14 protein-coding genes are annotated in these 25,577 nt (G+C 49.5%); 9 read left to right on the forward strand and 5 right to left on the reverse strand.

Features of this window, described 5'->3' with window-relative positions; translation table 11 throughout:
• The 3 genes from DXN05_RS11845 to DXN05_RS11855 form a co-directional block, all read right to left on the reverse strand.
• The gene (locus tag DXN05_RS11845) at nucleotides 1–3,111 is read right to left on the reverse strand and encodes an efflux RND transporter permease subunit (RefSeq protein ID WP_116847454.1); all 3,111 of its coding nucleotides are present in this window, start codon (nucleotides 3,109–3,111) and stop codon (nucleotides 1–3) included.
• Between the two features lie 46 nt (nucleotides 3,112–3,157).
• Nucleotides 3,158–4,282, reverse strand: a complete 1,125-nt coding sequence (locus DXN05_RS11850; protein WP_211330029.1) for an efflux RND transporter periplasmic adaptor subunit — start codon at nucleotides 4,280–4,282, stop codon at nucleotides 3,158–3,160.
• 161 nt (nucleotides 4,283–4,443) lie between these two features.
• Nucleotides 4,444–4,833: a hypothetical protein gene (locus DXN05_RS11855; protein ID WP_116847456.1), complete on the reverse strand. Its 390-nt coding sequence runs from the start codon at nucleotides 4,831–4,833 to the stop codon at nucleotides 4,444–4,446.
• Nucleotides 4,834–4,945: 112 nt separating this feature from the next.
• On the opposite strand from DXN05_RS11855, the gene DXN05_RS11860 reads away from it, so the two are divergent.
• From DXN05_RS11860 to DXN05_RS11890, 7 genes are all read left to right on the forward strand, one after another.
• Nucleotides 4,946–6,127 (forward strand): DUF1624 domain-containing protein, encoded by a 1,182-nt coding sequence (locus tag DXN05_RS11860; RefSeq protein WP_116847457.1) that lies wholly within the window; start codon nucleotides 4,946–4,948, stop codon nucleotides 6,125–6,127.
• Between the two features lie 85 nt (nucleotides 6,128–6,212).
• Complete coding sequence (locus DXN05_RS11865) at nucleotides 6,213–7,853, forward strand: DUF6377 domain-containing protein (RefSeq protein WP_116847458.1); 1,641 nt, start codon at nucleotides 6,213–6,215, stop codon at nucleotides 7,851–7,853.
• 228 nt (nucleotides 7,854–8,081) lie between these two features.
• The gene (locus tag DXN05_RS11870) at nucleotides 8,082–11,123 is read left to right on the forward strand and encodes a SusC/RagA family TonB-linked outer membrane protein (protein ID WP_116847459.1); all 3,042 of its coding nucleotides are present in this window, start codon (nucleotides 8,082–8,084) and stop codon (nucleotides 11,121–11,123) included.
• A gap of 30 nt (nucleotides 11,124–11,153) precedes the next feature.
• Nucleotides 11,154–12,959: a RagB/SusD family nutrient uptake outer membrane protein gene (locus DXN05_RS11875; RefSeq protein ID WP_116847460.1), complete on the forward strand. Its 1,806-nt coding sequence runs from the start codon at nucleotides 11,154–11,156 to the stop codon at nucleotides 12,957–12,959.
• Nucleotides 12,960–13,031: 72 nt separating this feature from the next.
• Entirely contained in the window at nucleotides 13,032–15,140 is a 2,109-nt protein-coding gene (locus tag DXN05_RS11880; protein WP_245975193.1) for a glycoside hydrolase family 97 protein, read from the forward strand.
• 337 nt (nucleotides 15,141–15,477) lie between these two features.
• The gene (locus tag DXN05_RS11885) at nucleotides 15,478–20,034 is read left to right on the forward strand and encodes a sugar-binding protein (protein ID WP_158559223.1); all 4,557 of its coding nucleotides are present in this window, start codon (nucleotides 15,478–15,480) and stop codon (nucleotides 20,032–20,034) included.
• A gap of 803 nt (nucleotides 20,035–20,837) precedes the next feature.
• Nucleotides 20,838–21,704 carry a hypothetical protein gene (locus DXN05_RS11890; RefSeq protein ID WP_211330030.1) on the forward strand — a complete coding sequence of 289 codons (867 nt, stop codon included), beginning with the start codon at nucleotides 20,838–20,840 and terminating at the stop codon, nucleotides 21,702–21,704.
• Nucleotides 21,705–22,169: 465 nt separating this feature from the next.
• Here DXN05_RS11890 and DXN05_RS11895 read toward each other — a convergent pair whose 3' ends face one another.
• Nucleotides 22,170–22,637 (reverse strand): DUF983 domain-containing protein, encoded by a 468-nt coding sequence (locus DXN05_RS11895; protein ID WP_116847462.1) that lies wholly within the window; start codon nucleotides 22,635–22,637, stop codon nucleotides 22,170–22,172.
• On the reverse strand, nucleotides 22,612–23,526 hold the full coding sequence (locus tag DXN05_RS11900; RefSeq protein WP_116847593.1) for an AraC family transcriptional regulator: 915 nt from the start codon (nucleotides 23,524–23,526) through the stop codon (nucleotides 22,612–22,614). Before DXN05_RS11900 ends, DXN05_RS11895 begins: the two co-directional genes overlap by 26 nt.
• A 223-nt stretch (nucleotides 23,527–23,749) precedes the next feature.
• Between DXN05_RS11900 and DXN05_RS11905 the strand changes: the two genes are divergently transcribed.
• Nucleotides 23,750–24,367, forward strand: coding sequence for a phage tail protein (locus DXN05_RS11905; protein WP_116847463.1), 618 nt, complete (start codon nucleotides 23,750–23,752; stop codon nucleotides 24,365–24,367).
• 36 nt (nucleotides 24,368–24,403) lie between these two features.
• Nucleotides 24,404–25,564, forward strand: coding sequence for an ABC transporter substrate-binding protein (locus tag DXN05_RS11910; protein ID WP_116847464.1), 1,161 nt, complete (start codon nucleotides 24,404–24,406; stop codon nucleotides 25,562–25,564).
• Nucleotides 25,565–25,577 lie beyond the last annotated feature (13 nt).

A 25,577-nucleotide genomic window follows, 5' to 3' on the forward strand; every position in this document is an offset into this window, starting at 1 on the left:
TCATACTTTTTTTACTGCTTGTTTTTTTGAAAAGAGAACAAATAGTCCGGGTATCAGCAGCACGCCGAAAATAGTACCTGTTAACATACCGCCTGCAGCAGCCGTACCAATGGAACGGTTGCCCAGTGCACCTGCGCCGCTGGCAATACACAGGGGTATTAAGCCCGCAATAAACGCAAAGGAGGTCATAAGGATAGGACGCAAACGCGATGCGGCACCTGCCAGTGCCGCCTCCAGCACCGTGCTTCCCTCCTTGCGCCGCAGAATGGCAAACTCTACAATGAGGATGGCATTTTTACCGAGCAGGCCAATGAGCATAATCAGCGCCACCTGTGCATAGATATTGTTCTCCAGCCCCAGCAGTTTCAGGAACAGCAGGGCACCGAATATACCCGTAGGCAATGACAGGATCACCGGCAGCGGCAGCAGGAAACTTTCATACTGCGCAGCCAGTAACAAATAAACAAATGCCAGGCAAATGATAAATGTGTATACTGCCTGGTTGCCTGACAGGATCTGTTCACGCGTCATGCCCGACCATTCGTATGAAAAGCCTTTGGGCAGTTTTTGTTTCGCCAGTTTCTCTACCGTTTCAATCACCTCGCCGCTGCTGTAACCAGGTGCTGCGTCACCATTTACCATGGCTGCCGTGTACATGTTGTAGCGCGTAAGCTGGTCAGGCCCATATACCCTTTCCATGCGTATAAACGTAGAGAACGGCACCATTTCACCACGATCGTTTTTTACATACAGGCTCAATACGTCTTTGGGGTTGGCCCTGTACTGTGGCAATGCCTGCACCATTACCTTGTACATTTGCCCGAAACGGATAAAGTTGGTGGCATAGTAACTGCCGATCAATGTTTGCAGTGTATTCATTGCATTGTCGATGGTGATGCCCTTTTTGGCAGCCACATCCGCATCCACATGAATCAGGTATTGCGGGAAGCTGGGATCGAAGGTGGTAAACGCGCTGGAAGCCTGCGGTGATGCCTTAATGGCTGTGATGAGCTGTTGTGTTACACGCGCTGTTCGGTGCAGGTCACCGGAACCTGTTTTATCCAGCACACGCAATTCAAAACCGGCTGAATTACCAAAGCCCGGCACGGTAGGCGGTGCAAAAAACTCGATGGTGGCATCGGTAATATTGCGGGTGCGTTTATTGAGTTCATCAATGGTTTGCTGTAAAGATTCTTTTCGCTGTTCCCAGGGCTTCAGGTTAATCATGGCCATGCCGTAAGAGGCCCCTGCCACTTCATTCACCAGGCTGTAACCTGCCAGTATGGAAACGTTATCTACCGCTTTTATACCTGCTGCAGCCTGTTGTACTTTATCCAGCACCAGTTCTGTACGTTCTACTGTTGCGCCTGCCGGTGTGGTTACGTTTACATAAATCATCCCCTGGTCTTCCGTAGGAATAAAACCACCGGGCAGTACCGCGCTGATGCCCCAGGTACCCAATAAAAACACGCCAAGTATCACCAGTGTTACTACGCGGCGGCCGGCAATCAACCCTACCAGTTTGCGGTATTTGTTTTCGGTACCATTGTACGCTTTGTTAAAGCCGCCGAAGAAACGTTGCAGCAGCCCTTTCTTTTTCGCTGTATTGTGTTTCAGCATCAGGGCACACAGTGCAGGCGTAAGCGTTAACGCATTAATACCCGATATCACAATGGCAATGGCCAGCGTTAACGAAAACTGGCGGTAAAACACACCGACCGGCCCACTTAAAAACGCCACAGGTACAAACACGGCGGACATAACGAGGGTAATGGCAATAATGGCGCCGCTGATTTCCCGCATGGCTGCAATGGTGGCGTTCATGGGCTTTAAATGCTGCTCCGTCATTTTTACGTGAACGGCCTCTACCACCACAATCGCATTATCCACCACAATGCCAATAGCCAGTACCAGCGCAAAAAGGGTTAACAGGTTAATGGAGAACCCTAGCAGCTGCATAAAACCAAACGTACCAATCAATGCCACCGGCACGGCGAGTGCGGGGATGAGTGTGGAACGGAAATCCTGCAGGAACACGAACACTACGATAAACACGAGTATAAATGCTTCAAACAACGTACGCACCACTTCATGCACAGAAGCATCGAGAAAGCGCGACACATCGTACGCAAAATTGTAGTTCATACCGGGCGGGAAACTGGTTTGCTTCAGCTCCGCCATCTTGGCTTTAACACCGGCAATCACCTCCCTTGCATTGGAGCCTGGCCGCTGCTTCAACATAATGGATGCCGAAGGCTTGCCATCTGTTTTAGACACCATGCCATAACTCATGGCCCCGAACTCGATGCTGGCAATATCTTTCAAACGCAGCAACGACCCATCTTCCCGCGCACGCAGTACTACATTTTCATACGATGCGGGTTCAAAATACTTGCCGGTATACCGCAATACATACTGCAACACATTGCTTTGCCTGCCGGAGTTTTCCCCTGTTTTACCCGGCGCGGCTTCCACATTCTGGTTACGCAATGCCTGAATTACTTCATCGGTAGATACATTGTAGGCCAGCATACGATCGGGCCGCAGCCATACGCGCATGGAGTATTCACGTGCCCCCATAATCTCTGCACGGCCAACGCCATCAATGCGTTTCAGCTCCTGCAGGATATTGATATCAGCAAAATTGTAAATAAAAGCCTCGTTCATGCTGCTGTCTTCACTCATCACATTCAGGTACAGCAGCATGCTGTTTACTTCTTTCTCGGTGGTTACACCTGCTTTAATTACTTCTTCCGGTAATTCGTCGAGCACGGTAGTTACACGGTTCTGTACGTTTACAGCGGCCACATCAGGATCGGTTTCCACGTTAAAATAAACCGTGATGGCGGTAACACCATCATTGCTGGTAACGGTACTCATATACGTCATACCCGGCACGCCGTTAATGGCCCTTTCAATAGGTGTGGCTACTGCTTTGGCACATACCTCGGCATTGGCGCCGGTGTAGCGGGCAGTAACGGTAACAGAAGGCGGAACAATGTCAGGAAACTGGGTTACAGGCAGCGACAACAGCGCCAGCACGCCTACCAGCACTATAATCAATGATATTACAAGAGACAATACAGGTCTCCTGATAAACATTTCAACCATACTATAATTTGTTTATCGGTCAATCGGATACTTATGCAACAGTGAATCAGCCTTTGTCGAGCGAAAGACTGTCTGCGCTTACCAGCTGCGGATCAATGGCCACGCCTTCCTGCAGGCTCTGGATGCCTTCGAACACTACTTTATCGCCGGGCAGCAGCCCGCTCTGTACAATGTAGCAGTCGGCGATACGTGTTTTGGGCACAAAGCTTCTTTGTTTTACGCGGTTATCTTTACCCACTACGTACACAAAGCTTTTGTCCTGTATTTCAAACACGGCCTTCTGCGGCACCAGTAGTGCATTTTCCATAGCGGTGTTGAGCAATACCTTACCGGTACCGCCATGGCGCAGCACCCTGTTCGGGTTGGCAAACTTTGCACGGAAGGCGATGGAGCCGGTGCCTTCTTCAATTTCACCTTCAATGGTTTCTATGCGGCCTTCGTGTGGATAGTGTGAGCCGTCTGCCAGGGTAAGTTGTACAGTGCGTGATTCCTGCTGCTTGTTGGCAGGCAGCTGAATGTATTGCAGGTACTCGTTTTCCGATACGCTGAAATAAGCATATACCGACTGCAGATCGCTGAGTGCGGTCAGCAGCGCACCTTCTGTAACCAGGCTGCCTGTTTTCAGCGGAATACGGTCAATCATGCCATCGAACGGCGCGCGGATATAAGTGTAAGAGAGTTTGGTTTCCGCATTTGATTTCAGCGAGGCGGCTTCTTCAATTTTCGCCTGCGCAGCCTTTACGCGTGCCTGCGATAAATCGTATTCAGAAGCGGTGATGATCTTTTTATCTACCAGTATTTTCACCCTGTCCATTTCCAGTTTTGCTGCACGCGCTTCTGCTTCCGCGCTGTTGAGGGCTGCTTTGCAGCGCGCCAGTTCCGCTGCATACTCCTGGCTGCTGATCTGGAACAGGGGTTGTCCTTTTTTAACGGGCTGGCCTTCATCAACAAATATCTTTTCCAGGAAACCTGCCACACGGGCGCGGATCTCCACATTTTTTATTGCTTCAATAGAAGCCACATACGATTCCTGTAAACTGGTATCTTTTTGCTCCAGCTGCACAACAGGCAGCTGCGGCGGAGGTGCGGTTTTATCACCGGTACTGCCTTTTCCTTTACATGCGCCTGCCAGCACGGGCATGGCGAGGGCCATAACAACGTATAATTTCATCTTACGGTTTTTACTCATAACGGGGCGCCGCACAAACGGTTTTGCGACTACATAAACGGGGAAGAATCAATAGCACTGCTGGCTGAACACAGGTGCACAGGCTGCTTACAGGTTGGTATTGCAAACAGTGCACAGGGGTGCATCAGCCAAAACAGTAAACATCAGAATGGAGTAAGACGGAAAAGATAATTGTAGTGAAGAGACAGCACTGCACCACTGCTGTGTGCAGGTGGCAATGCAGCCTTTATATTGCGCGGCAGCAATACTGGCAATGCAGTAACAGGCAGCAGATGCTGCGCCTGCTGTTCACCTGCCGCACGTTTTTGTACGGTAAATATGCTGTAATGAAAATGCGTGCCGCCTGTATCGTCCGATTCATCGTTCAGGTTGTTGAGGATAAAACCAATGAGGGAAAACGTATGGCCTTTTACCTGCTGCTGGCCGGCAACTGCCGCACACGCAGGGTTGCCCGGGAAATGCATTCCAGGGAAGCAGGTGAGCACATTGAGCAGGCTCACAACAATAAGGCTACATATCCATTTTTTCCACATACCAATTGGTTTCAGATCCTGGCAGCAAAAGAATACACAAACGGTTGAATAGCTCCTTTAACGCAGGCAAATATAATCATAAAAGCGCTATCTTGGCCCTTTAAACCTGCCTATGCAACCTGCTGCCCGTGAGAGAATTTACTCGATTGATTTGCTGCGCGGTCTTATTATGGTGATCATGGCACTGGATCATGTGCGTGATTTTTTTCACCATGTAGGCGGCATGGCCAGCGATCCCACCAATTTAGCCACTACCACACCCATCCTGTTCTTTACCCGTTTTATCACGCATTATTGTGCGCCCACTTTTTTGTTCCTGTCAGGTGTGTCTGCTTTTTTATCAGGCCAGCGTAAAACAAAGAAAGAGCAGTCCGGCTTTTTGCTGAAGCGCGGCATATGGTTGCTGTTTGTGGAAATATTCCTGATCACATTTGCCATTGCCTTTAACCCTGACTGGAGCTTTGTATTGCTGCAGGTGATCTGGGCCATCGGCTGGAGCATGATTGTACTCGCCGTATTAATCTGGTTACCATTACCGGTAATCGGCATCATCGGTTTGTTACTGGTACTTTGCCACGATACGCTTGATGGTGTGCAGCTACAGCAGGGCAGTGTGCAGGATGCACTGCTGAAAATCACGCTCACCGCCAGCGGCTTTGGCATTAACTGGCACAATCATTTTATACTGGTGGCTTATGCCATACTGCCGTGGACAGGCATTATGCTCATCGGTTATACCATCGGCTCGCTGTACAAACCATCGTTCAATGCCGCACAGCGTAAAAAAATATTGCTCGGTATTGGCATCGCTGCATTGATGCTGTTCGTGGTGCTGCGCAGCATCAACCAATATGGTGATCCCTCACACTGGTCAGTGCAGAAAAACGGGCTGTTTACCTTTCTTTCATTTATCAATGTAAGCAAGTATCCGCCTTCTTTGCTGTATGCCTGCATTACACTGGGGCCTTCCATTATTTTTCTTGCACTGACAGAGAAAGCTACCGGCAAACTGGTGAATATACTATCGGTATACGGGCGCGTTCCGTTCTTTTATTATGTATGCCATTTCTATCTCATCAGGCTGTTCTGCATCATCAGTTTTTACCTGCAGGGATTTGGCAGCGCAGATATTCATTCACAACCATTTACTTTTTTACCACCTGCCGGCGGTTATAATTTGTTTGTTGTTTACCTCATCTGGCTGTTCCTGGTTGCAGTGCTGTACCTGCCCTGCCGCTGGTTTGACCGTTACAAGCAAAACCACCGGGAAAAATGGTGGCTCAGTTACCTGTAATGCAGTGCAGTGCTATCTTAAAGGACATACAGGCATGTTGATTAATCCTATATCTTTACGCCTGTATCCTTAACATTGCAGCCATATGCCATCCATTACCCAGTTGGTAAAACCAGCCTGTATTGCCTTATTTGTTTTTCTGCAGTTCAGTGCACACGCCCAGTTGAACGACACCCTTGCACAGGAACTGGAAAAGCTGAACCAGGTAATTAAAAATGTGCCTGAGTACGATCAGCAAAAACAAGCCTCTATCGATCAGCTGAAACAACAGCTCTCCGGCGCAACCAGTCTTGCACAGCATTTTGATGCCAGCATGCAGCTGTTCGAAGCCTACAAAATTTTCAAATACGATTCTGCCTACAGTTATGCCAGGCGCATGCAGGAAACCGCCCAGCAACTGAACGATCCGCAGCGCATGCAGTCTGCCAGGCTCACGCTTTGTTTTTCGCTGCTCTCTTCCGGCATGTATAAGGAAGCGCATGATTCCCTGCTTCATGTGCAGGTACACCTGTTGCCCGATAGCAGCAAGCCGGCATTTTATGCGCTGATGGCCCGGTATTATTACGACCTCGGTGATTTTGACAACGACCGTTATTACACACCTGCCTACAACAGCATGGGCGGCGCGTACGTGGATTCTGCACTGGCGCTGTGGCCCGAAGCCTCGTGGTCGCACCGGTATTTTAAAGGATTGAAAGAACTGCGCTCAGGCAATAAGGAAACAGCCCGTACGTTGCTGCACCAGTTATTGCTCAGCGAAACACTGAGCCTGCACGAAGTAGCCATTACCGCCTCTACCCTGGCCGATCTGTACCTGCAGGCAGGCGATTACAACCAGGCCATTGCCCTGCTTAGCCGCGCCGTAATGGCCGATGTGCAGGCATCTACCAAAGAAACATCCGCCGCGTTTATACTCGCCAGCCTGCTCAATAAAAAGAACGATGTAAAAAACGCCGCCATTTATGTTGACCAGGCCATTGCCGACGCCTTATTTTATGGCGCCCGCCAGCGCAAGGTGCAGGTAAGCACCATATTACCCCTGATAGAAGCGGAAAAGCTCAACATCGTGGAAACCTCGCGCAAACAGCTGGCCTGGTATGCAGGTACGGTTACCTTTTTGCTGGTGCTGGTGATCATATCTGCCTTTGTAATTCTGCAGCAGGTAAAGAAACTGAAGGCCGCCCAGAAAATCATCCTGCAGGCCAGCCAACAACAACAGGAAACCAACCATCACCTGGCCGAAGTAAATGAAAAACTGCAGGAAGCCAACCGTATTAAAGAGGAATACATCGGTTACTTCTTTAACGTAAATGCAGAGTTTTACGACAAGATTGAGCGATTCAAAAAATCGGTTGAGCAAAAACTTACCGACCGCAAACTGGACGAGATACGTTTCCTGGTAGCGAATATCAATTTAAAGAAAGAGAAAGAAGAGCTGGTGAGAAACTTTGACCAGGCATTCCTGAAACTGTTCCCCAACTTCCTGCACGCCTTCAACAGTTTATTTAAGGAAGAAGACCAGGTAAAATTAAAAGAAGACGAACTGCTGAACACTGACTTGCGCATTTATGCACTCATCCGGATGGGCATACATGACACAGAAAAAATCGCGCACATTCTCCAGTATTCGGTGAACACCATCAACACGTATAAAACACGTATTAAAAACAAATCACTGGTGCCAAACGACGAATTTGAGCGCCAGGTAATGGAACAATCTGCGTAAAAAAGCCCTGTAATCCCATTATATATAAAATTAAATAATATAACTATAACAAAATAATAATCAAACAATTACCCAACAATAAAACCATCAATTTCTTTATATTTCTTATACTTGACCCATATATTTTGCGATCGTTTTTGAAGCATGTTTTCTTTGACACCGGGATAAAAAGGAATCGCACTGATCGGCCATAGATCAGTATCCCGCACCACATACAAAACATGCTTTATGACAAAAAAACGATTGCTGCTTAAGCTAATGCTTTCGGCATTACTGCTCATCTTATTGCGTACCGGCGCAACAGCACAAACCAAAACCATCACCGGTAAAATCACAGATGAAACAGGCGCCCCCTTACCCAATGTGTCGGTAATGGTAAAGGGCACTAAAACAGGTACGAATACCAACGCAACGGGCAATTTCTCCATTTCGGTTCCTGCATCGGCCAACTGGCTGGTATTATCGTATGTAGGATACGAAACCATGGAAACAAATATCCATACCGCCACCAATGTTACCGCGCAGTTAACTGCCTCCAAAACAAACCTTGATGCCGTTGTGGTAATCGGTTACGGCACACAGAAACGAAAAGATGTAACCGGAGCAGTAGCCTCGGTAAAAGGCGATGAAATAAAAAACCTCCCGGTCACCAGTGTGCAGGATGCCCTGCAGGGCCGCATGGCCGGTGTGGAAGTAACCAAAAGCTCCGGCGCACCCGATGCACCGGCCAGCATTTTAATCAGGGGCGTATCTTCCCTGAACAATGCGCCACCTTTGTATATCGTAGATGGTGTTCGCCAGTCAGGTGACAACATCAATATCCAGGATATTGCCACCATCGATGTACTGAAAGACGCCAGCGCAGCCTCTATTTACGGTTCTGCAGCTGCAGGCGGTGTAATTATCATTACCACTAAAAAAGGACTGGGAGGCGCCCCTACCGTTAACTTCAACGCACGTTACGGCCTAACCAAACCGCAAACACTGCAGTTGCTGAACAGGGACGATTTTGTGAAACTCAAACGCATGCTCGACCCTACCTATCTTGCCAATGTGCGTATTGATTCATTGTCTGATACAGACTGGGGCAAGGAACTGTTCCGCAATGCCACGGAAGAAAACTACAACCTGTCAATTTCAGGCTCTACACCGGCCACCAACTATTACGCCTCTGCGTTTTACAACGGCCAGAAAGGCGTGTACCTGAACAACGCCTCGTACCTGTCAGGCGCAAGGGTGAACACCGATTTCAAACTCGGCAACCATATTAAAATAGGCGAACAGTTATATGCCTGGACACGCACTACATTTCCCAGCATTGTTACCCCCATCAACCCGCCCTTTCGTTCTATCCCCATCATGCCCGTGTATGATACCACCGATCCCAAAAGCCCATGGGGCAAATCTCCCGTAGGTTTCGGCGGACCCAACCTGGTGGGCCAGATTAAAACGGCGCATATCACCAATACCAAGTTTAACCTGCAGGGCAATGCCTTTGCAGAGGTAAAACTGCCGTTGTATTTAACCGGCCGTGTAAACTTCGGTTACACTTACTACACCGAGAACCAGAGCTACTTCCAGGATGCATACAACTTTGGCCAGGTAGCTACCACGGTAAACCAGTTACAGAAATACAATATCACCACACCCACTGTCATGTTCAACTACTCCCTGTCGTTCGACCACACATTCGGCGATCACAGCATCAATGCAGTAGTTGGTTACGAACAATTCCGCACGCGCTACAACGCACAGTATGCAACAGAAACAGGCGTTGGCGGACAGTCGTACAGCTTTATCCAGACCTCTGCATCACAGGCTACCGTAAGTGGTTCCTATGATCCGAACGGATTGATCAAATCCACCTTTGCCCGCCTTAACTACAACTACGGAGGCAAGTATTACTTATCCGGCGCTATCCGGCGCGATGGTAACTTCACCGTATTCGGCCCCGGCAACCAGCATGGTGTATTCCCTTCCGGTTCTGCAGGCTGGCGTATCAGTGAAGAACCTTTCTTCCGTTCTTTATTGCCTGCAGTAAGCCAGTTAAAACTGCGCGGCAGTTATGGTGTGCTGGGTAACAGCAATATACCCGGTTACCTGTTCCTGTCAACCTACGACAATGCAGGCGCGCAGAACTTTACACCAGACGGTGCTTCACCTTATGTAGGCATCACCCAAAACTTCATCTCCAACAACAACATCAAATGGGAAAGCGTGTATGAAGGCAACGTAGCCATTGATGCCGAACTGCTGAAAAGCAAACTGTTCTTCACCATTGAATGGTACAACAAAACCACGAAGAACATGCTGTACGGTTTACCCATACCCTCCAGCTCAGGTATCGGTACTCCCTTTTATACCAATATCGGTTCAGTACGCAACCGCGGTTTGGAAATTGTGCTGGGTTACCGCGACCATGCAGGTGATTTCAATTACAGCATCAGCGTAAACGGTGCCTTCAATAAAAACAAAGTGCTGAACCTGGATAACGTAAACAACAACCCGATTCTTGCAGGCGACAACAACTATGGCAACAGCACCTTTGGTATGATGGTGAACCAACCCATTACCATTACCAAGGCAGGTTATGGCTTCGGACAGTTTTATGGCTACAAAGTACTGGGCATTTACCAGAATGCAGATGAAATTGCCAAACACCCGCAGCAAAGCGGTTATACTGCGCGCCCGGGTGACCTGATTTTCGCAGACGTTAATGACGATGGTAAAATCAACGACCAGGACAGAACCGTGATCGGCAACCCCAACCCCAAACTCGTATACGGCAGCACCATCAACCTTTCCTACAAAGGATTTGATGTAGCCATGCTCTTCAGCGGTGTGGCAGGTGTTGATTTGTTCAACGGTGTAAAAGCCTATGCACAGTTTCCCTTTGCAGACGGCAATACCACTTCACAGGTATTCAACGCATCTTTCCTGGGCAGCAACCAGGTAACCAGTCAGCCCCGTATCGACAACAACGATCCCAACGGCAACTATGCCAAATCCAGCAGCTATTTTGTAGAGAGCGGCAGTTATCTCAAAATGAAAAACCTGCAGATCGGTTACACCTTTACCGGCAACTGGATGAAGAAACTGAGCGTAAAAGCCGCCAGGTTATACGTAATGGGCAACAACCTGTTTACCATTACCAAATACTCAGGCATTGACCCTGAACTGGCCGGCCCTGTTACTTCGCGCGGCATTGATGCCACCTGGCAATACCCGCATGCGCGTATTTATTCAGCCGGGCTGGACATTACTTTCTAAAAAAGAACTATCACCAGAAACTGTTTGTTTATGTACAGAAAAATAGTGTATTTACTGATAGCAGCTGTTGGCGTAGCCGCCGGCTGCACCAAAGACCCTGCTGCCGTTACGCGCAACGATGCGTACGCCAGCAACAACTATCCTACTTCGCTGCCCAACCTGTTTGCCACACTGGTACCTGCCTATGGCAACTGGCGCTCTGCAGAATTGCAGGGCTTTGAATTATTGTGTAAAGATTTTGCAGCGCTGGAACACGCAACAGAACTGGCCTACGGCGGCGACCCTTCCTGGACGGAACTCACCGTAAACAACCTGAGCACCAATAACAGTTATGCCAACGATCTCTGGGTTGGCCTGTACCGCGGCGTAAAAAGCACAGAAGTGTTTTTTGACCGTGCCGATTTTTACGAAAAGAACTATGCATCTGCCACAGAAAAAGATGCCATCAGCCAGATGCGTGGTGAAGCCCATTTTCTGCGTGCGCTCTACTACTTTTACCTCGAAACATTTTATGGTGAAAGCTATATCTCCGGCGGACAGGGTGGCGACAAAAAAGGTGTGCCCATTATCACCAAAGTTGCGCCAGACCTGGGCACCACACAGGTAAAACGCAACAGCGTAAAAGAAGTGTGGGACTTTATCATTGCCGAACTGCAGCTTTCCGCACAACAGCTGAAAGGCGTGCAATGGGGCGGCAACGACAAAGGCCGTGCTACCGAATGGGCCGCCAAAGCATTACTGGGCAAGGCTTACGTGTTCACCGGCGATTATGCCTCAGCCAAACCCATACTGCAGGACATTATCAACAACAGCGGCAAACAGCTGATGCCCTTCAGCAAATACAAAGACGCTTTCAACGGCAACAGCGCCAACGAGTACAACGAAGAATCTTTGTTTGAAATAAACGTAGACCGCAATGCACTGGGCGGTTATGGCATTTTCAGCTTTCCCAACAACCTTACCACCAGCCAGGGCCTGATATGGTCACCCTGTATTATTGGCGACGACGGTACAGAAGACAATGGTGCAGGGCTGGGTTATTGCAACGAGTTCTTCAACGACAAAAACCTGCAGCGCTTTGGCTTTAACCTGCCTATCTATACCACCGTGGCAAACCCTGATTTCGACGCCGGCAAAAAAGGCTCGCCCAAAAACCTGCCCAAAATACTGGACCCTGCTTACCGCGCGCAATCACTCGCATTCCGCAGCAACCAAACCGTTGACCCGCGCCTGTATGTAAACGCCATGCAGCCCTGGATTGATTCAGGCAGCAACGATGGCAGTACCTGGCGCCCTATTTGTAAATTCATTGGTATTGGTTCCGGTCAGCGTGCCAATTTTCACGGCTGGAGCTTTAAGAAATTCGTGACTTACGACAACACCATCTTCAACCGCCAGGCAGCGGCAGATGCAGCCAACTATTACCTGCTGCGCCTTGCAGATATTTACCTGCTGTATGCTGAAACCCTGATCAATACAGGCGATGCAGCACAGGGACTGGAGTACATCAACAAAGTAAAACGCAGGGCTTACAATTACCCGGTAAACGGGGCATCACCGGTTGACTATACCAGCCTGAGTGATAAAACCATGGCACAGGATGCTACGCTTGCCAACAACCCGCTGCGGTACGAGCGCTGGGCCGAGCTGTTTAACGAAGGCCAGTGGTGGTTTGATGTATGCCGCTGGAAACTCGGCAGCAGTGAAGCCAAGTACTACGCTACCTCACTGGTTGGCGGGGCCATTAACTGGAATGACAGCAAATCGTATGTATGGCCTGTACCGATCAATGAAATAAACACGAACAGCAATATGACGCAAAGCAGCGGATATTAACGATAGGTATAACCGGCGCGCCGCAAGGCACGCCGGTTATACTGCTTATTACCTTCCTTTCAATCAACAAAAGTGAACCTGAAGCAACTATTCACCCTGCTTGCCGCCAACCTGATGATACAGGCACAGGCACAGCAAAACAACCACATCACCGTACAGCAAAACAACGTACAACTGACCTTTACCCTTGACGAACAGGGAAGGCCGCTGTATACCGTGCAATACAAACAGCAGCCTGTTATACAACCCTCGTACCTGGGCTTTAAACTGGCGGAAGACAGCCTGCTTTATAAAAACTTTGCCATCACCGCATCTGAACAAACCAGTGCAGATGAGCAATGGCAACCGGTATGGGGCGAAACAGCCAGCATACGCAACCACTATCACCAGTTAACCGTACACCTGCAACAAAAAACTACCGGTCACCTGCTTAACCTGGTATTCAGGGTATTTGACGATGGTGTAGGCTTCCGCTATGAATTTCCGAAACAGGCATCGCTGCGGTATTTTATTGTAAGCGATGAACTCACCGGTTTTGCACTGGCAGGCAACCACAAAGCCTTCTGGATTCCCGGCGATTACGACAGCAACGAATACCTGTACAGCACCACCCCCATCAGCGATATCAACAACACAGAAGTGGTAAAAAAAGCAACCGATATTGCCGTGCGCACAGCACCCGACCCTTATGCCGTGCAAACACCGCTGATGCTGAAAACCGCGAATGGATTATACATTAACATACACGAAGCAGCCCTGGTAAACTACCCGGCCATGCAGCTGCATGTGAATACAAAAAACAACGAACTCACCGCAACACTGGTGCCCGACGCTGCAGGTAACAAAGCCTACCTGCATGCGCCGGCCCATACCCCCTGGCGCACCATACTGGTGAGCGACAAAGCGGCAGATATACTGGCATCCAACACCATCTTAAACCTCAACGAGCCGGCTGTTACCAGCAACACCTCCTGGATACAGCCCATGAAATTCGTAGGCGTATGGTGGGAAATGCAAACCGGCAAAAGCACCTGGAGTTATTCTGATTTTGCCGACAGCACAGACGCCAATGGCAAACTGATCCCCAATGGCCGCCATGGAGCCAACACTGCCAATGTAAAGAAGTACATTGACTTTGCTGCAGCCAACAACATTAAAGGTGTACTGGTAGAAGGCTGGAATACCGGCTGGGAAGACTGGTTTGGCAACTGGAAAGAGAACGTGTTTGATTTTGTAACACCCTATCCTGATTTCGACGTAAATGCACTGCAGCGCTACGCACAAAGCAAGGGTGTGCAAATCATCATGCACAACGAAACATCCGGCTCCGCTACCAACTACGAACGCCAGATGGATACCGCTTTCCGCTTTATGGCAGCGCATGGCTATCACTCCGTAAAAACGGGCTACGTGGGCCGCATTATTCCACGCGGTGAACACCATGATGGTCAATGGATGGTAAACCACTATGAACGCGTAGCGAAAAAAGCACTGCAATACCACGTAATGGTAGATGCGCATGAGCCGCAGCGCCCCACAGGACTGCACCGCACCTACCCCAACTGGATGGCCTGCGAAGCCGGCAGGGGCAATGAATACAATGCTTTCAGCAACGGCAACCCGCCCGAGCATGAAACCATATTGCCCTTTACCCGCTTAATGGGCGGCCCTATGGATTATACACCCGGTATTTTTAAACTGAAAGGCTATTCAGCCGATGTGCCGGACAGGCAGGTGCACAGTACCCTGGCCAAACAACTGGCCTTGTATGTTACGCTGTACAGCCCCGTACAAATGGTGGCCGACTTACCGGAGAACTATGAAGCGCACAAAGATGCATTCCGGTTTATCAGGGATGTACCGGTTGACTGGAGCGATACAAAAATTATTGAAGCAGAGCCGGGCGATTACCTCACCATTGCACGTAGGGAAAAAGGCAAAAGCAGCTGGTTTATCGGCGCCATTACCGATGAAAACAGCCGCACAGCAACCGTATCATTAAGCTTCCTGGAGCCTGGCAAACAATACAAGGCAACGCTGTATACCGATGCAGCAAATGCAGACTGGAAAAACAACCCGGAAGCCTACGAAATAAAACAGGTTACCGTAACGAATACCACAACCCTCACCCTTCCTCTTGCGGCCGGAGGTGGAGCAGCCGTTTCTATTCTGCCCCTGTGATAACGTATTTGATAGATTGATTGATGATCCCTGGTTCAGGTTACCGGCAACAGACCGAAAGGCTGTTGCCGTAGCCCGTGCCGGCATAGTACGCAACAATTTCCTTCATTGATTCCCTGGCGATGTTGTTTAGTTAACAACCTCTTGTGGGTTTTCACTTTGTGCCCTTTGTGTGTTTTCCCTTTGTGGTCTCTGTGGTTAAAAGCTTTAACTAAACGTCATCGATTCCCCTTTGCTTAACCGCGCAGCATGTTCAGCTGCAGCGGATGAAACAACGATTGCCCTTTTGTAAGACTGGATGGTTCTTTTTCAACATTCGTCACCAAATTCACGCTATATGAAAAGACCTCTATCTACTACATGGAGGCGCATGCAACACCTATGCGCAACCCTGCTGTTACTCGGCCTGCTGCCTCTTACCGGGCGAAGCCAGAGCGACGGCTTACCACGCGGCGCCAACCAGCTGCCGTACCAGCGTTACGAATCAGAGAACGCAACACGCGGCGGAGCAGCCACGTTGCAGTCATCTCCACAATTTGTACAGGGCGACATTGCTTCTGAAGCATCCAACCAGCAGTATGTAAGCCTGCCCACCAACGGATCGTACGTTGAGTGGACTGTACAACAGGCATCCCGCGGTTTCAACCTGCGTTTCACCATGCCCGATGCCAATGCAGGTGCAGGTCAATCTGGCTCACTGGGTCTGTATGTAAACGGCACCAAGATCAGGAACATCAACCTCTCTTCTTACTGGGCTTTCCAGTACTTCAACACCGCTAACTCCGATCCCAAACAGGACCCGGCAGGCACAGACAAAACCTTTATGCGTTTTGATGAAGTGCATTTCAGGATTGACACCACCTTAAACCCCAACGACAAGCTGCGCATCCAGAAAGACAATGGCGATGCCATTACCTACGGCGTTGATTTCGTAGAACTGGAACCCGTACCCGCAGCGCTTACACAGCCCGTGAATTACCTGTCTGTTACAGATTATGGTGCTAATGGCAACGACAACACCGATGACCTCGCAGCCTTCAACAGCGCTATTGCAGCAGCTGCATCACAGGGCAAAAACGTGTGGATACCACAGGGTCGCTTTATCCTCAGCAACAAACTGCTGCTGAACGTAAACAATGTAAAGATTATGGGTGCAGGTATCTGGTATACCTACATTTATTTCTCTACCAACGTGCAATTCTCCGGCGGCATCCTGGCACGCGCCAGCAACGTGGAAATCTCGAACATCAGCATGAACACTGCCAACAACGCACGTGAAGTGTATGGTGGCGAACCCAATCCGCTGGGACAGATTTACAAAGTGTACAAAGGTTTCATGGGCACCTACGGCAACAACTCGTACATACACGATGTATGGGTAGAACACTTTGAGTGCGGTTTCTGGATTGGCGGTTACGATCCCCCATACCCGGTAGATGCCACCCACAACCTGCTGATTTCTCATTGCCGCATCCGCAACAACTATGCAGACGGTGTAAACTTCAGCCAGGGCACCAACAACTCTACCGTTGAGCAAAGCAGTATCCGCAACTCAGGCGATGATGGCTTAGCCGTATGGCCTGCCACAGACGCAGGCAACACCGTGAACGCCATTAACAACACCTTCCGCAACAACACCATTGAAAACGTATGGCGCGCAGGGGGCATCGCGATATTTGGCGGCACAGGTCATAATGTACACCACAACATTGTGAAAGACGGCGTGGCAGGCTCTGCCATCCGCTTCACCAATGACTTCAGCGGGTTTACTTTCCAGTACCCCGGCGATGTAATTAACGTGGCAGAAAACTCCTTTATCAACTGTGGTACCAGCTACGATCTCTGGAACCAGAAAAGGGGCGCTGTAGAATTTTATGCCAACACCGGTATCTTCAACCTGCAGTTCGATAACAACGACATCACCAATGCACAGCGCGATGGTGTGCAGGTATACGGCAACAACATCCACCACCTCATTCTCAACAACACCACCATTAACGGCACCGGTAAAGACACCGTAACCCGCAATGTGCAGCAGGATGTGTATGGCGGATTTGGTATTTATGCACAGGCCAACAGCGATTCCATGGTGTTTAACAACCTTACGGTGACCAATGCAGAATCAGGCACTTCACTGAACCGCAATACCAGTTTCCACCTCATCATCCGCAATGCCAATATACCGGTAACAGGCATTGCACTTACGCCCAACGCTGATACCACGATCGGGCAATCACAATCGTTTGTGCAGAAGTTTACGCTTACACCGGTTGATGCCACCAGCAAGTCCATTACCTGGTCATCATCCAACACAGCAGCCGTAACCGTTGATTCCAGCGGACGCATCACGGCGGTTGGTCTGGGCACAGCCAATATCACGGCCACCACACAAAACGGGCTCAGCTCCACCCGCAAAATCACGGTAACACCGGCTGTAACCATTACCAGTACCGATTCAGATGCAGGCGAAGGCGGCAATACGGCCAGCTTCAAAATAAGCACCACCGGCATTTCGCAGAATGTGACTGTGGCCTATACATTAAGCGGCACAGCTACTGCGGCAGATTATACTGCCAGTCCGGCCCTTACCGGCACCGTGGTATTAACCCCTACAGCCCTGTCGCAAACCATTACCATTACCCCTGTTGACGACAATGTGTTTGAAGGCCCCGAAACACTGCGCATTGCCATTAAATCAGGCAGTGGCTACCAGCTGGGCAGCGATACCGTGGTAACCATCAACATCGCAGACAACGACAACCCGCCCTGCGTATCGCCTGTAGTAGCCAGGGTTTCAGGCACTGCACCGGTGATTGACCAAACCATTGATGCAGCCTGGAACGTTGCACCATCCAGAACCATCAGCAATGTCACCATCGGCTCAGGCGCCAACCTCAGTGGCAAATGGCGCGCATTGTATGACAACACCAACCTGTATGTATTGGCCGAAGTAAACGACATTACCAAGATGAATGATTCAGGCGGCAACTGGTGGGAAGACGATGCAGTGGAAATATTCATTGACGGTGATAACAGCAAAACAGCTACCTATGACGGTGCGAACGATTTCCAGCTCGGTTTCCGCTGGAACGACAACACCGTTCATGTCGGCGGCAATTCTGTAACACGCACCACCGGCATCAACTTCAGCATGTATGCCACAGGCACCGGTTATAACCTGGAAGCCGTGATACCCTGGAGTACCATTGGCGTTACCCCCAGCATTGGCAAACCCATCGGCTTTGAAGTGCAGATAGACAACGACAACGATGGCGGCACCCGTGATGCACAGATTGCCTCCTTTGCAACAGGCACGACTGCCTTCCAGGACCCGCGCGTATTCGGCACCGTTTACCTCACCAGCTGTACCGGCACCAACCAGCCACCCACAGCCAATGCAGGCCCTGATCAGGCACTGACAGCAGGCACAACCACCGCTACCTTAACCGGCACAGGCAGCGATCCTGAAGGCAAACCCGTTACCTACCAGTGGACACAGGTTAGCGGCCCCACAGCCACTATTACCAGCGCCACCAGCGCAACAGCAACCGTGAGCGGTTTAAGCAATAACAACACCTATGTATTTCAACTGGCAGTAACAGATGATGCCAGCACCACCACCGACCAGGTGCAGATCACTGTTGCCTCATCCAATGTTGCGGTAACAGGTGTTACAGTATCACCTGCTACGGCAAGTATGGCAATTGGCGGTACACAGCAGTTAACACCAACTGTTGCACCATCTAATGCAACCAATAAAAATGTAAGCTACAGTTCATCAAACACCGGCATTGCTACTGTTAACAGCACAGGCTTGGTAACCGGTGTTGCAGCAGGTACAGCTACCATCACCGTAACTACAGCAGACGGCGCCAAAACAGCAACAGCAGCCATTACCGTTACCTCGGGCAATGTGGCTGTTACAGGTGTTACCTTAGCACCAGCCACTGCAAGCCTCACCGTTGGCGGCACGCAACAGCTCACTGCAACCGTTGCACCATCCAATGCAACAAACAAAAACGTAAGCTACAGTTCATCCGCTACTGCCGTTGCTACCGTTAACAGCACAGGATTGGTTACTGCCATTGCAGCAGGTACAGCCACCATTACCGTGACTACGGCAGACGGTGCCAAAACAGCTGCCAGCACCATCACGGTAACCAACCCCACAGGCGTTACCTATTACCGCATCAAAAACCGCTGGCAGAACACGTACCTGAAAGACGGCGGCACACAGGTACCGTATGCAGCCACACCGGGTGCAACAGACCAGTTGTTCCAATGGTCACTGGAAGATGTAGGCGGTGGTTATTATGAAATTAAAAACCGCAGCACAGGTGAGTACCTGCATATTGAACACCTGCTGGGCTATGTAGAATGCACTGCACGCACCGTAGGCTGGATGAGCTCACGCTGGGCAACAGAAAGCACCGGTGATGGCTATGTACGCTTCAGGAATGCATGGCAGTCCAGCTGCTACATTCACAACCAGGACCTAACCGGTTATGCAGAATACGGCACCATTTACAGCGCATGGGCCAGTGCTCAGTGGCAGCTGGAAACAGTTGCAGCCGGCAGCAGGGTTGGCGGTATTGTAGCGCAGAATGGTAAAGCCAATGCAATCAGCATAGCAGCACCAACCACCGAAACAGCAGACATACCTGCTGATCTGCAGCTGTATCCTAACCCTGCACAAAGCACAGTTACGTTACAGGCCAAAGGCAATCTTGCCGGCGGTACAGTTACCATTTACAACAATGCAGGCACTCCCGTAAGCATGCAGGTGATCAGCACACCTACACTTACCGTAAGTCAGCTCCCTGCAGGTGTATACACACTGATTTATCTGAAGAAAGGTACACGTATCGTAAAACGCTTCGTGAAACTGAACTAACCGCTTCCGGTTATTCCTCCAAAGCCTCCTGCCAAAACCGGGAGGCTTTTTCATACAAACAAACAGCTGCAAGCGTCAAGCTACAAGCTGCAAGCTCGTATCGTATAAATCGCCTCCGCGATAAGTATACCAGTTATTATACCCGCTAAAAATAGTTTCCCAATGGCGTTGCCGGTGTCCCCACCGCAACGAACCTTCGCTCCGTTCTAATACTGATGCCGTTGCCGGTGTCCTCACCGCAACGAATCTCCGCTCCGTTCTAATCACACAACGTCCCGCTCAAATAGTCTCGACGTGTCGATTCTCAATGTATTTCCACTCGCTACGTTCATTCACTATTGCCTATTCACTATTCACCAGTGATCCCGCAACAAATATTCGCTCCGATCTAATACTGATGCCGTTGCCGGTGTCCTCACTGCAACAAATATTCGCCCCGATCTAATACCCGCTAAAATCACTCACCACTCACTACTCACCACTCACCAACCTCCCCTCACGACTGACAATTCACGATTTTTTCCCTCCCAGGCAACCAACCTACCAACCGCCCGTATTCTTATAGTAAAACCGGTCATTACCATTGCACCAGGCTCTCCAAAAGGCTTGCATTGCACGTACCTGTTACGCCCTATGGCCAGGGGACACAACATTACGTACACACAAGCAGTCAAAAGTCGCTGCAATCACCGATCGCTAAGATAGTGTCGATGTCTCGACGCTCGATAAAGTCTTCGAAGATCACTGACGACTGACGAAAAACGATTCACGAAAAACATTAAACCATCTAAAAATTCCCTGCAATGAAACTGAATATGCGAAATAGCATAGCTGCTATTGCTATGCCCGCTTTGCTGCTGACATACCATGCCTGTAAAAAAGACGACAACAACAGCAATCCCTATACGCCGCCATCGCAGAACACAACATCCGTACAACTCGCCAGCACTGCGAAATTTGGCAGCATACTGACAGACAGCGCAGGCCGCACACTGTATTTTTTCGCCATCGATGCCAATGGCAATTCAGGCTGCACCGGCGGATGTGTGGCAGCATGGCCCGTGTTTTACAAAGCACAGCCTACACTGGCTGCCGGACTTAATGCAGCCGATTTCAGCACCATTACCCGTACCGACGGAACACCGCAAACCACCTACAAAGGATGGCCCCTGTACTACTATGCAAGCGACCCGAAAGCAGGTGATATTAATGGCGATGGTGTGGGCGGCACCTGGTTTGTAGCCAAACCCGATTACAGCATTATGCTGGCCAGCCAGCAACTCACAGGGCTCGACGGCATTCAGTATACCAGTGAGCATGTACCCGGGCAGGAAGTAACCCAATACTTCACCGACGCCTATGGACGCACGCTGTATACATTCAGCCCCGACAAGTTCAAGAAAAACAATTTCACCAAAGCAGATTTCAGTAACGATCCTGTTTGGCCCATGGATACACTCAGCAGCATTAAAAATGTGCCGTCATTGCTTGACAAAACACAGTTTGACACGCTGCTGGTATTCGGCAGGGTACAGCTCACGTACAAAGGGTGGCCATTGTATTATTTTGGAAAAGACAGTGCAACACGCGGAAACACCAGGGGGGTGAGTTTTCCGCAGCCAGGCGTATGGCCTATTGCCAGGAAGGATATAACCATAGCCCCGATGTAATCTGTACAAAAAAAGCCCCGCACATTTTTGCGGGGCTTTAATGCCTTCACCCTGAACATACCTCAATCGAAGCTCCATTATTATACAAATCATTTGGATAGTCACCCGTTACAATAGCTTAATCATCCTTCGCTTTGTGCCCTTTGCGGGCTTTCTCTTTGCGGTTCTTTGTGGTAAAAAAAGTGAAACCATAACTAGCAAATGCGTGCATGAATGCGTGGTAAAGAATCGATTGTTTGTGGTGTTTTTCAGGGGTACTTGTTCTATTTGTTGTCCACGAAAACCACCTACCGGGAAAGTTCAAATGTGTAGAAGTTCCAACGTTCAATAAATATACAAACAGCACCAGCCACCAAAAAATTGAACTATTGAACTTTGAAAGTGTAGCCCTGCCAACAAAAACGCCCGGTTGCGCTACAACAGCACAACCGGGCGTAATTCATTTCAGCAGCGTTTGCGGGGATATTACCACGCATCTTTCAGCGTATCATTCACGCGTTCGGGCGCTTCGGGCGGTTTGCTGTTCCATTGCGGGTCGTAATACACGAAAAACGCGAGCCATACACTGCGTGCAATGCGCATAAAAATGGGCTGCATGGCAATAAGCAAAACTGCGTTCACCGCCAGCCAGTAAAAAATACGGTTATCATTCAGCGAAAAACCCAGTAACACCCACCACGCAACAAAAGTAGCTGCGCTGAATGCCACGGTAAATGCATAGCTGACATAACTGGTGCCGTAATAAAAACCTACTTCAATATCAAATTGCTGGCCACACACCTGGCAATGCTCATACATGCTCATGGTGTGCTTTAAATGATAGGGATTACTGTCTTTAAACATATGTCCTCTCCTGCACCTGGGGCATTTGCATTGCAGTGCACTTAGTACCAGGCTGGGCTTGTGATTATCTGCTTCCTGTTGCGGTATCATAGAAAGATGGTTTTAATAATTGTTTCCTGAATTGCTCGGGCGTGGTGCCTGTATATTTCTTAAAAAACTTCACAAAATAAGAATCATCTGTAAAATGCAGCGCTGCCGCTATACTGGCGATAGAGATATCCCGGTTAACCAGTAACCGCTTGGCTTCGAGCAGCACCCGGTTGCGGATAATTTCACCGGCGGCCATTCCCGTTAAATCCTTGCACAGGGCATTCAGGTGATTGGGCGTTATATACAGCATTGCCGCATATTGCTTGGGTAAACGCAGCTGGCGGTAATGCTGTTCAATCAGCTCCTGAAAATTCAACAGAATAGTCGAATTGTACTGCCCGTTATCTGCCGGGGTTGCGGCCGGCAGCTGGCGGTGTACCAGTATGAATAACTGCAGCAGCAGGGCAGCCGTCATTTCCGTTTGCATGGGCGAATCCTGTTCCTGTTCTGCTACAAGCTGTTCAAACAGGGCAGTTACTTCCTCCTGCCGTTTTTTACTTACCTGTATTACCTGTGATGCCAGGTGATTGCCGAAAAAAGCAAACTGTGATAGCAGCCTTACCGGGAAACCGGCGCGCTCAAAAAAACGGTCGTAAAAATTGATCACATATCCATCTACCATCCCGTTAAAATGCCAGTTGTGTACCTGGCCCGGGCGCATAAAATACAATGTTCCCTTTTTTACAGGAAAATGTTCAAAATCTATCACCTGCTCCCCCTCGCCCTGCGTAAAATACACCAGGTGGTAAAAAGTGTGTTTGTGCAGCGTTTCAAGATGCGGATTGCGCTGCAGGTAAGGTGCAAACCTGCTGGCTACCAGCCACTGCGCTGCATGCCTGCTGCCCGGTAACTGTACTGCGCCATACGTTGGATACTGTTGTCTTGCCATGCTGTCGCTCAATTGATACAAAGGTAATTCTAAAACCACCGCCGCCATGGTGCTTTCGATCTCTAAAATGGTATTTTTCAAAAAACGCTGAACATAATGAACAAGAAAGAACACTATTGAGTGATTAACTTGTCCGCGCTTTAATACCATCAACGGTATGGCAGTTTTGCCATCGCAACATAACACTCCCGCGTTTTTTTCACACTAAATCATATAACAAAGTATGGATCAACCATTCCTCGCAGCGATCGTATTTTTCGCCGGCAACTTCTCGCCACGCGGCTGGGCATTTTGTCTGGGACAAATTATGTCCATCGCCCAAAACACTGCTTTATTTTCCTTGCTCGGCACCACCTACGGTGGCAATGGCGTAAGCACTTTCGCGCTGCCCAATTTTGCCGGTCGCGTACCGGTAGGCACAGGCACTTTACCGGGTGGCTCCACTTACACACTGGGCGAAGTGTCGGGTAGCGAAAACGTAACGCTCAACATCAACCAGATGCCCCAGCACAACCACGCTGCCGTAGTAACACCAGGTGCAGGCAGCCCAACCGCAACGGCCACAGCATTCGGCATCAACAACCAGGGCGGCCAGCTTAACCCGGGCGGCAACTTCCTGGGTGCAGATAATGCAGCCGGAGCACAAAGCTATGCCCTGCCTGGCTCAGGTACACCGGTAGCTATGGCCACCGGAGCAGTAACCGTAACCAATATCACCGTACCTAACCCCAACGTTGGCATTGGTATTGCAGGCGGCTCACAGCCACACAGCAATATGCAGCCGTTTCTTGCCATGAATTACATTATTGCCCTGGCAGGTATTTTCCCATCCAGGAACTAGTCATTTTATCTAACAAAATATTCCAAAATCAGCAGCATGAGTGTGCGTATCGGTTTTCTTCTGCCCTATTCTTCTATTTATCCCGACCTGTATAACAATTTTATACAGGGATTTCAGGCAGCACTGCCACCATCGCTGCTGCAGCAACAGGCATTTCAATTTATACCCTCATTTACCAAACAGGGCGGCGTTAAAGACACGCTTGACGCTGCCCAGCGTTTGGTATTTTTCGATGGTGTCGATATACTCAGCGGCCTCATCAGTTACACTTCACTCGAAATACTGGCACCGTTGCTCGAAAGCCGGCAGAAAACAGGCTTTTTCTGTGATATGGGAGAATACCTGCTGCCGCTTAATCATTTATCACCCCGCATTTTCTTCAACAGTTTTCAATACTGGCAGGCCGAGTTTTCGCTGGGTTACTGGGCGCATCAAACCTATGGCGACAGGGGGATGTGCATTATGTCGATGTATGAAGCCGGCTACCAGATGCACTGCGCTTTCAGGCAGGGTACCATGGCCGCAGGTTCTGCCGCGCTGGAATATTCTGTCATGCACAACATGCCCGGCCATGCACAAATGAAAGACAATGTAAAGCAGGCCCTCCAGAAAATACGGGAATCGAAGCCCAGTTTCCTGCACACGCTTTTCTGCGGAACGGAATCAACCGATTTCCTGGCCGCCTTTGCGGCATCTGACCTTAACGGGAAAATTCCTCTTTTACTCTCTGCGCATATGGCTTCTCCTGAAATGTTACGGCAGGTAAAAGACCTCGGCCTCATTGCCTATGCAGCATCTATGTACAACGAAACAAACGACAGCAAACTGAACCGGCAGTTTATACAAACCTATACCAGCCAGGCCGGAACCCCGGTAAATCATTTTGCATTAATGGGCTACGAAACAGGCCTGGCTATGGCCAAACTGCATCCTTATATACAACGGAAAGACTGGGCAACCGTGAACCGGTTACTGCAAACAGAAACCTTTGAATCGCCCCGCGGCATGCGCAGCTATTGCCACAACGCAGCGCTTGCTTCACCGGTGATTGACATAGAAAAAATAAGTATCGGGGACGGCATCATGCGCAAACTGGTGATCAACCAGGGCATTACCCCACTCTACAACCATCAACTTTTTAAAGACATCCATACCGAACGGGCAACGGGTTGGCAAAACCCTTACCTCTGCGTTTAAACTATATATGCTG

The sequence above is a fragment of the Deminuibacter soli genome (assembly GCF_003412455.1).
GTDB classification, from domain to species: domain Bacteria; phylum Bacteroidota; class Bacteroidia; order Chitinophagales; family Chitinophagaceae; genus Deminuibacter; species Deminuibacter soli.

Coding starts and splice junctions, on each gene's coding strand:
- DXN05_RS11845 (WP_116847454.1), bottom strand. CDS start 3,111: ATGGTTGAAATGTTTATCAGGAGACCTGTATTGTCTCTTGTAATATCA.
- DXN05_RS11850 (WP_211330029.1), bottom strand. CDS start 4,282: ATGAAATTATACGTTGTTATGGCCCTCGCCATGCCCGTGCTGGCAGGC.
- DXN05_RS11855 (WP_116847456.1), bottom strand. CDS start 4,833: ATGTGGAAAAAATGGATATGTAGCCTTATTGTTGTGAGCCTGCTCAAT.
- DXN05_RS11860 (WP_116847457.1), top strand. CDS start 4,946: ATGCAACCTGCTGCCCGTGAGAGAATTTACTCGATTGATTTGCTGCGC.
- DXN05_RS11865 (WP_116847458.1), top strand. CDS start 6,213: ATGCCATCCATTACCCAGTTGGTAAAACCAGCCTGTATTGCCTTATTT.
- DXN05_RS11870 (WP_116847459.1), top strand. CDS start 8,082: ATGACAAAAAAACGATTGCTGCTTAAGCTAATGCTTTCGGCATTACTG.
- DXN05_RS11875 (WP_116847460.1), top strand. CDS start 11,154: ATGTACAGAAAAATAGTGTATTTACTGATAGCAGCTGTTGGCGTAGCC.
- DXN05_RS11885 (WP_158559223.1), top strand. CDS start 15,478: ATGAAAAGACCTCTATCTACTACATGGAGGCGCATGCAACACCTATGC.
- DXN05_RS11890 (WP_211330030.1), top strand. CDS start 20,838: ATGAAACTGAATATGCGAAATAGCATAGCTGCTATTGCTATGCCCGCT.
- DXN05_RS11895 (WP_116847462.1), bottom strand. CDS start 22,637: ATGATACCGCAACAGGAAGCAGATAATCACAAGCCCAGCCTGGTACTA.
- DXN05_RS11900 (WP_116847593.1), bottom strand. CDS start 23,526: ATGGCAAGACAACAGTATCCAACGTATGGCGCAGTACAGTTACCGGGC.
- DXN05_RS11905 (WP_116847463.1), top strand. CDS start 23,750: ATGGATCAACCATTCCTCGCAGCGATCGTATTTTTCGCCGGCAACTTC.
- DXN05_RS11910 (WP_116847464.1), top strand. CDS start 24,404: ATGAGTGTGCGTATCGGTTTTCTTCTGCCCTATTCTTCTATTTATCCC.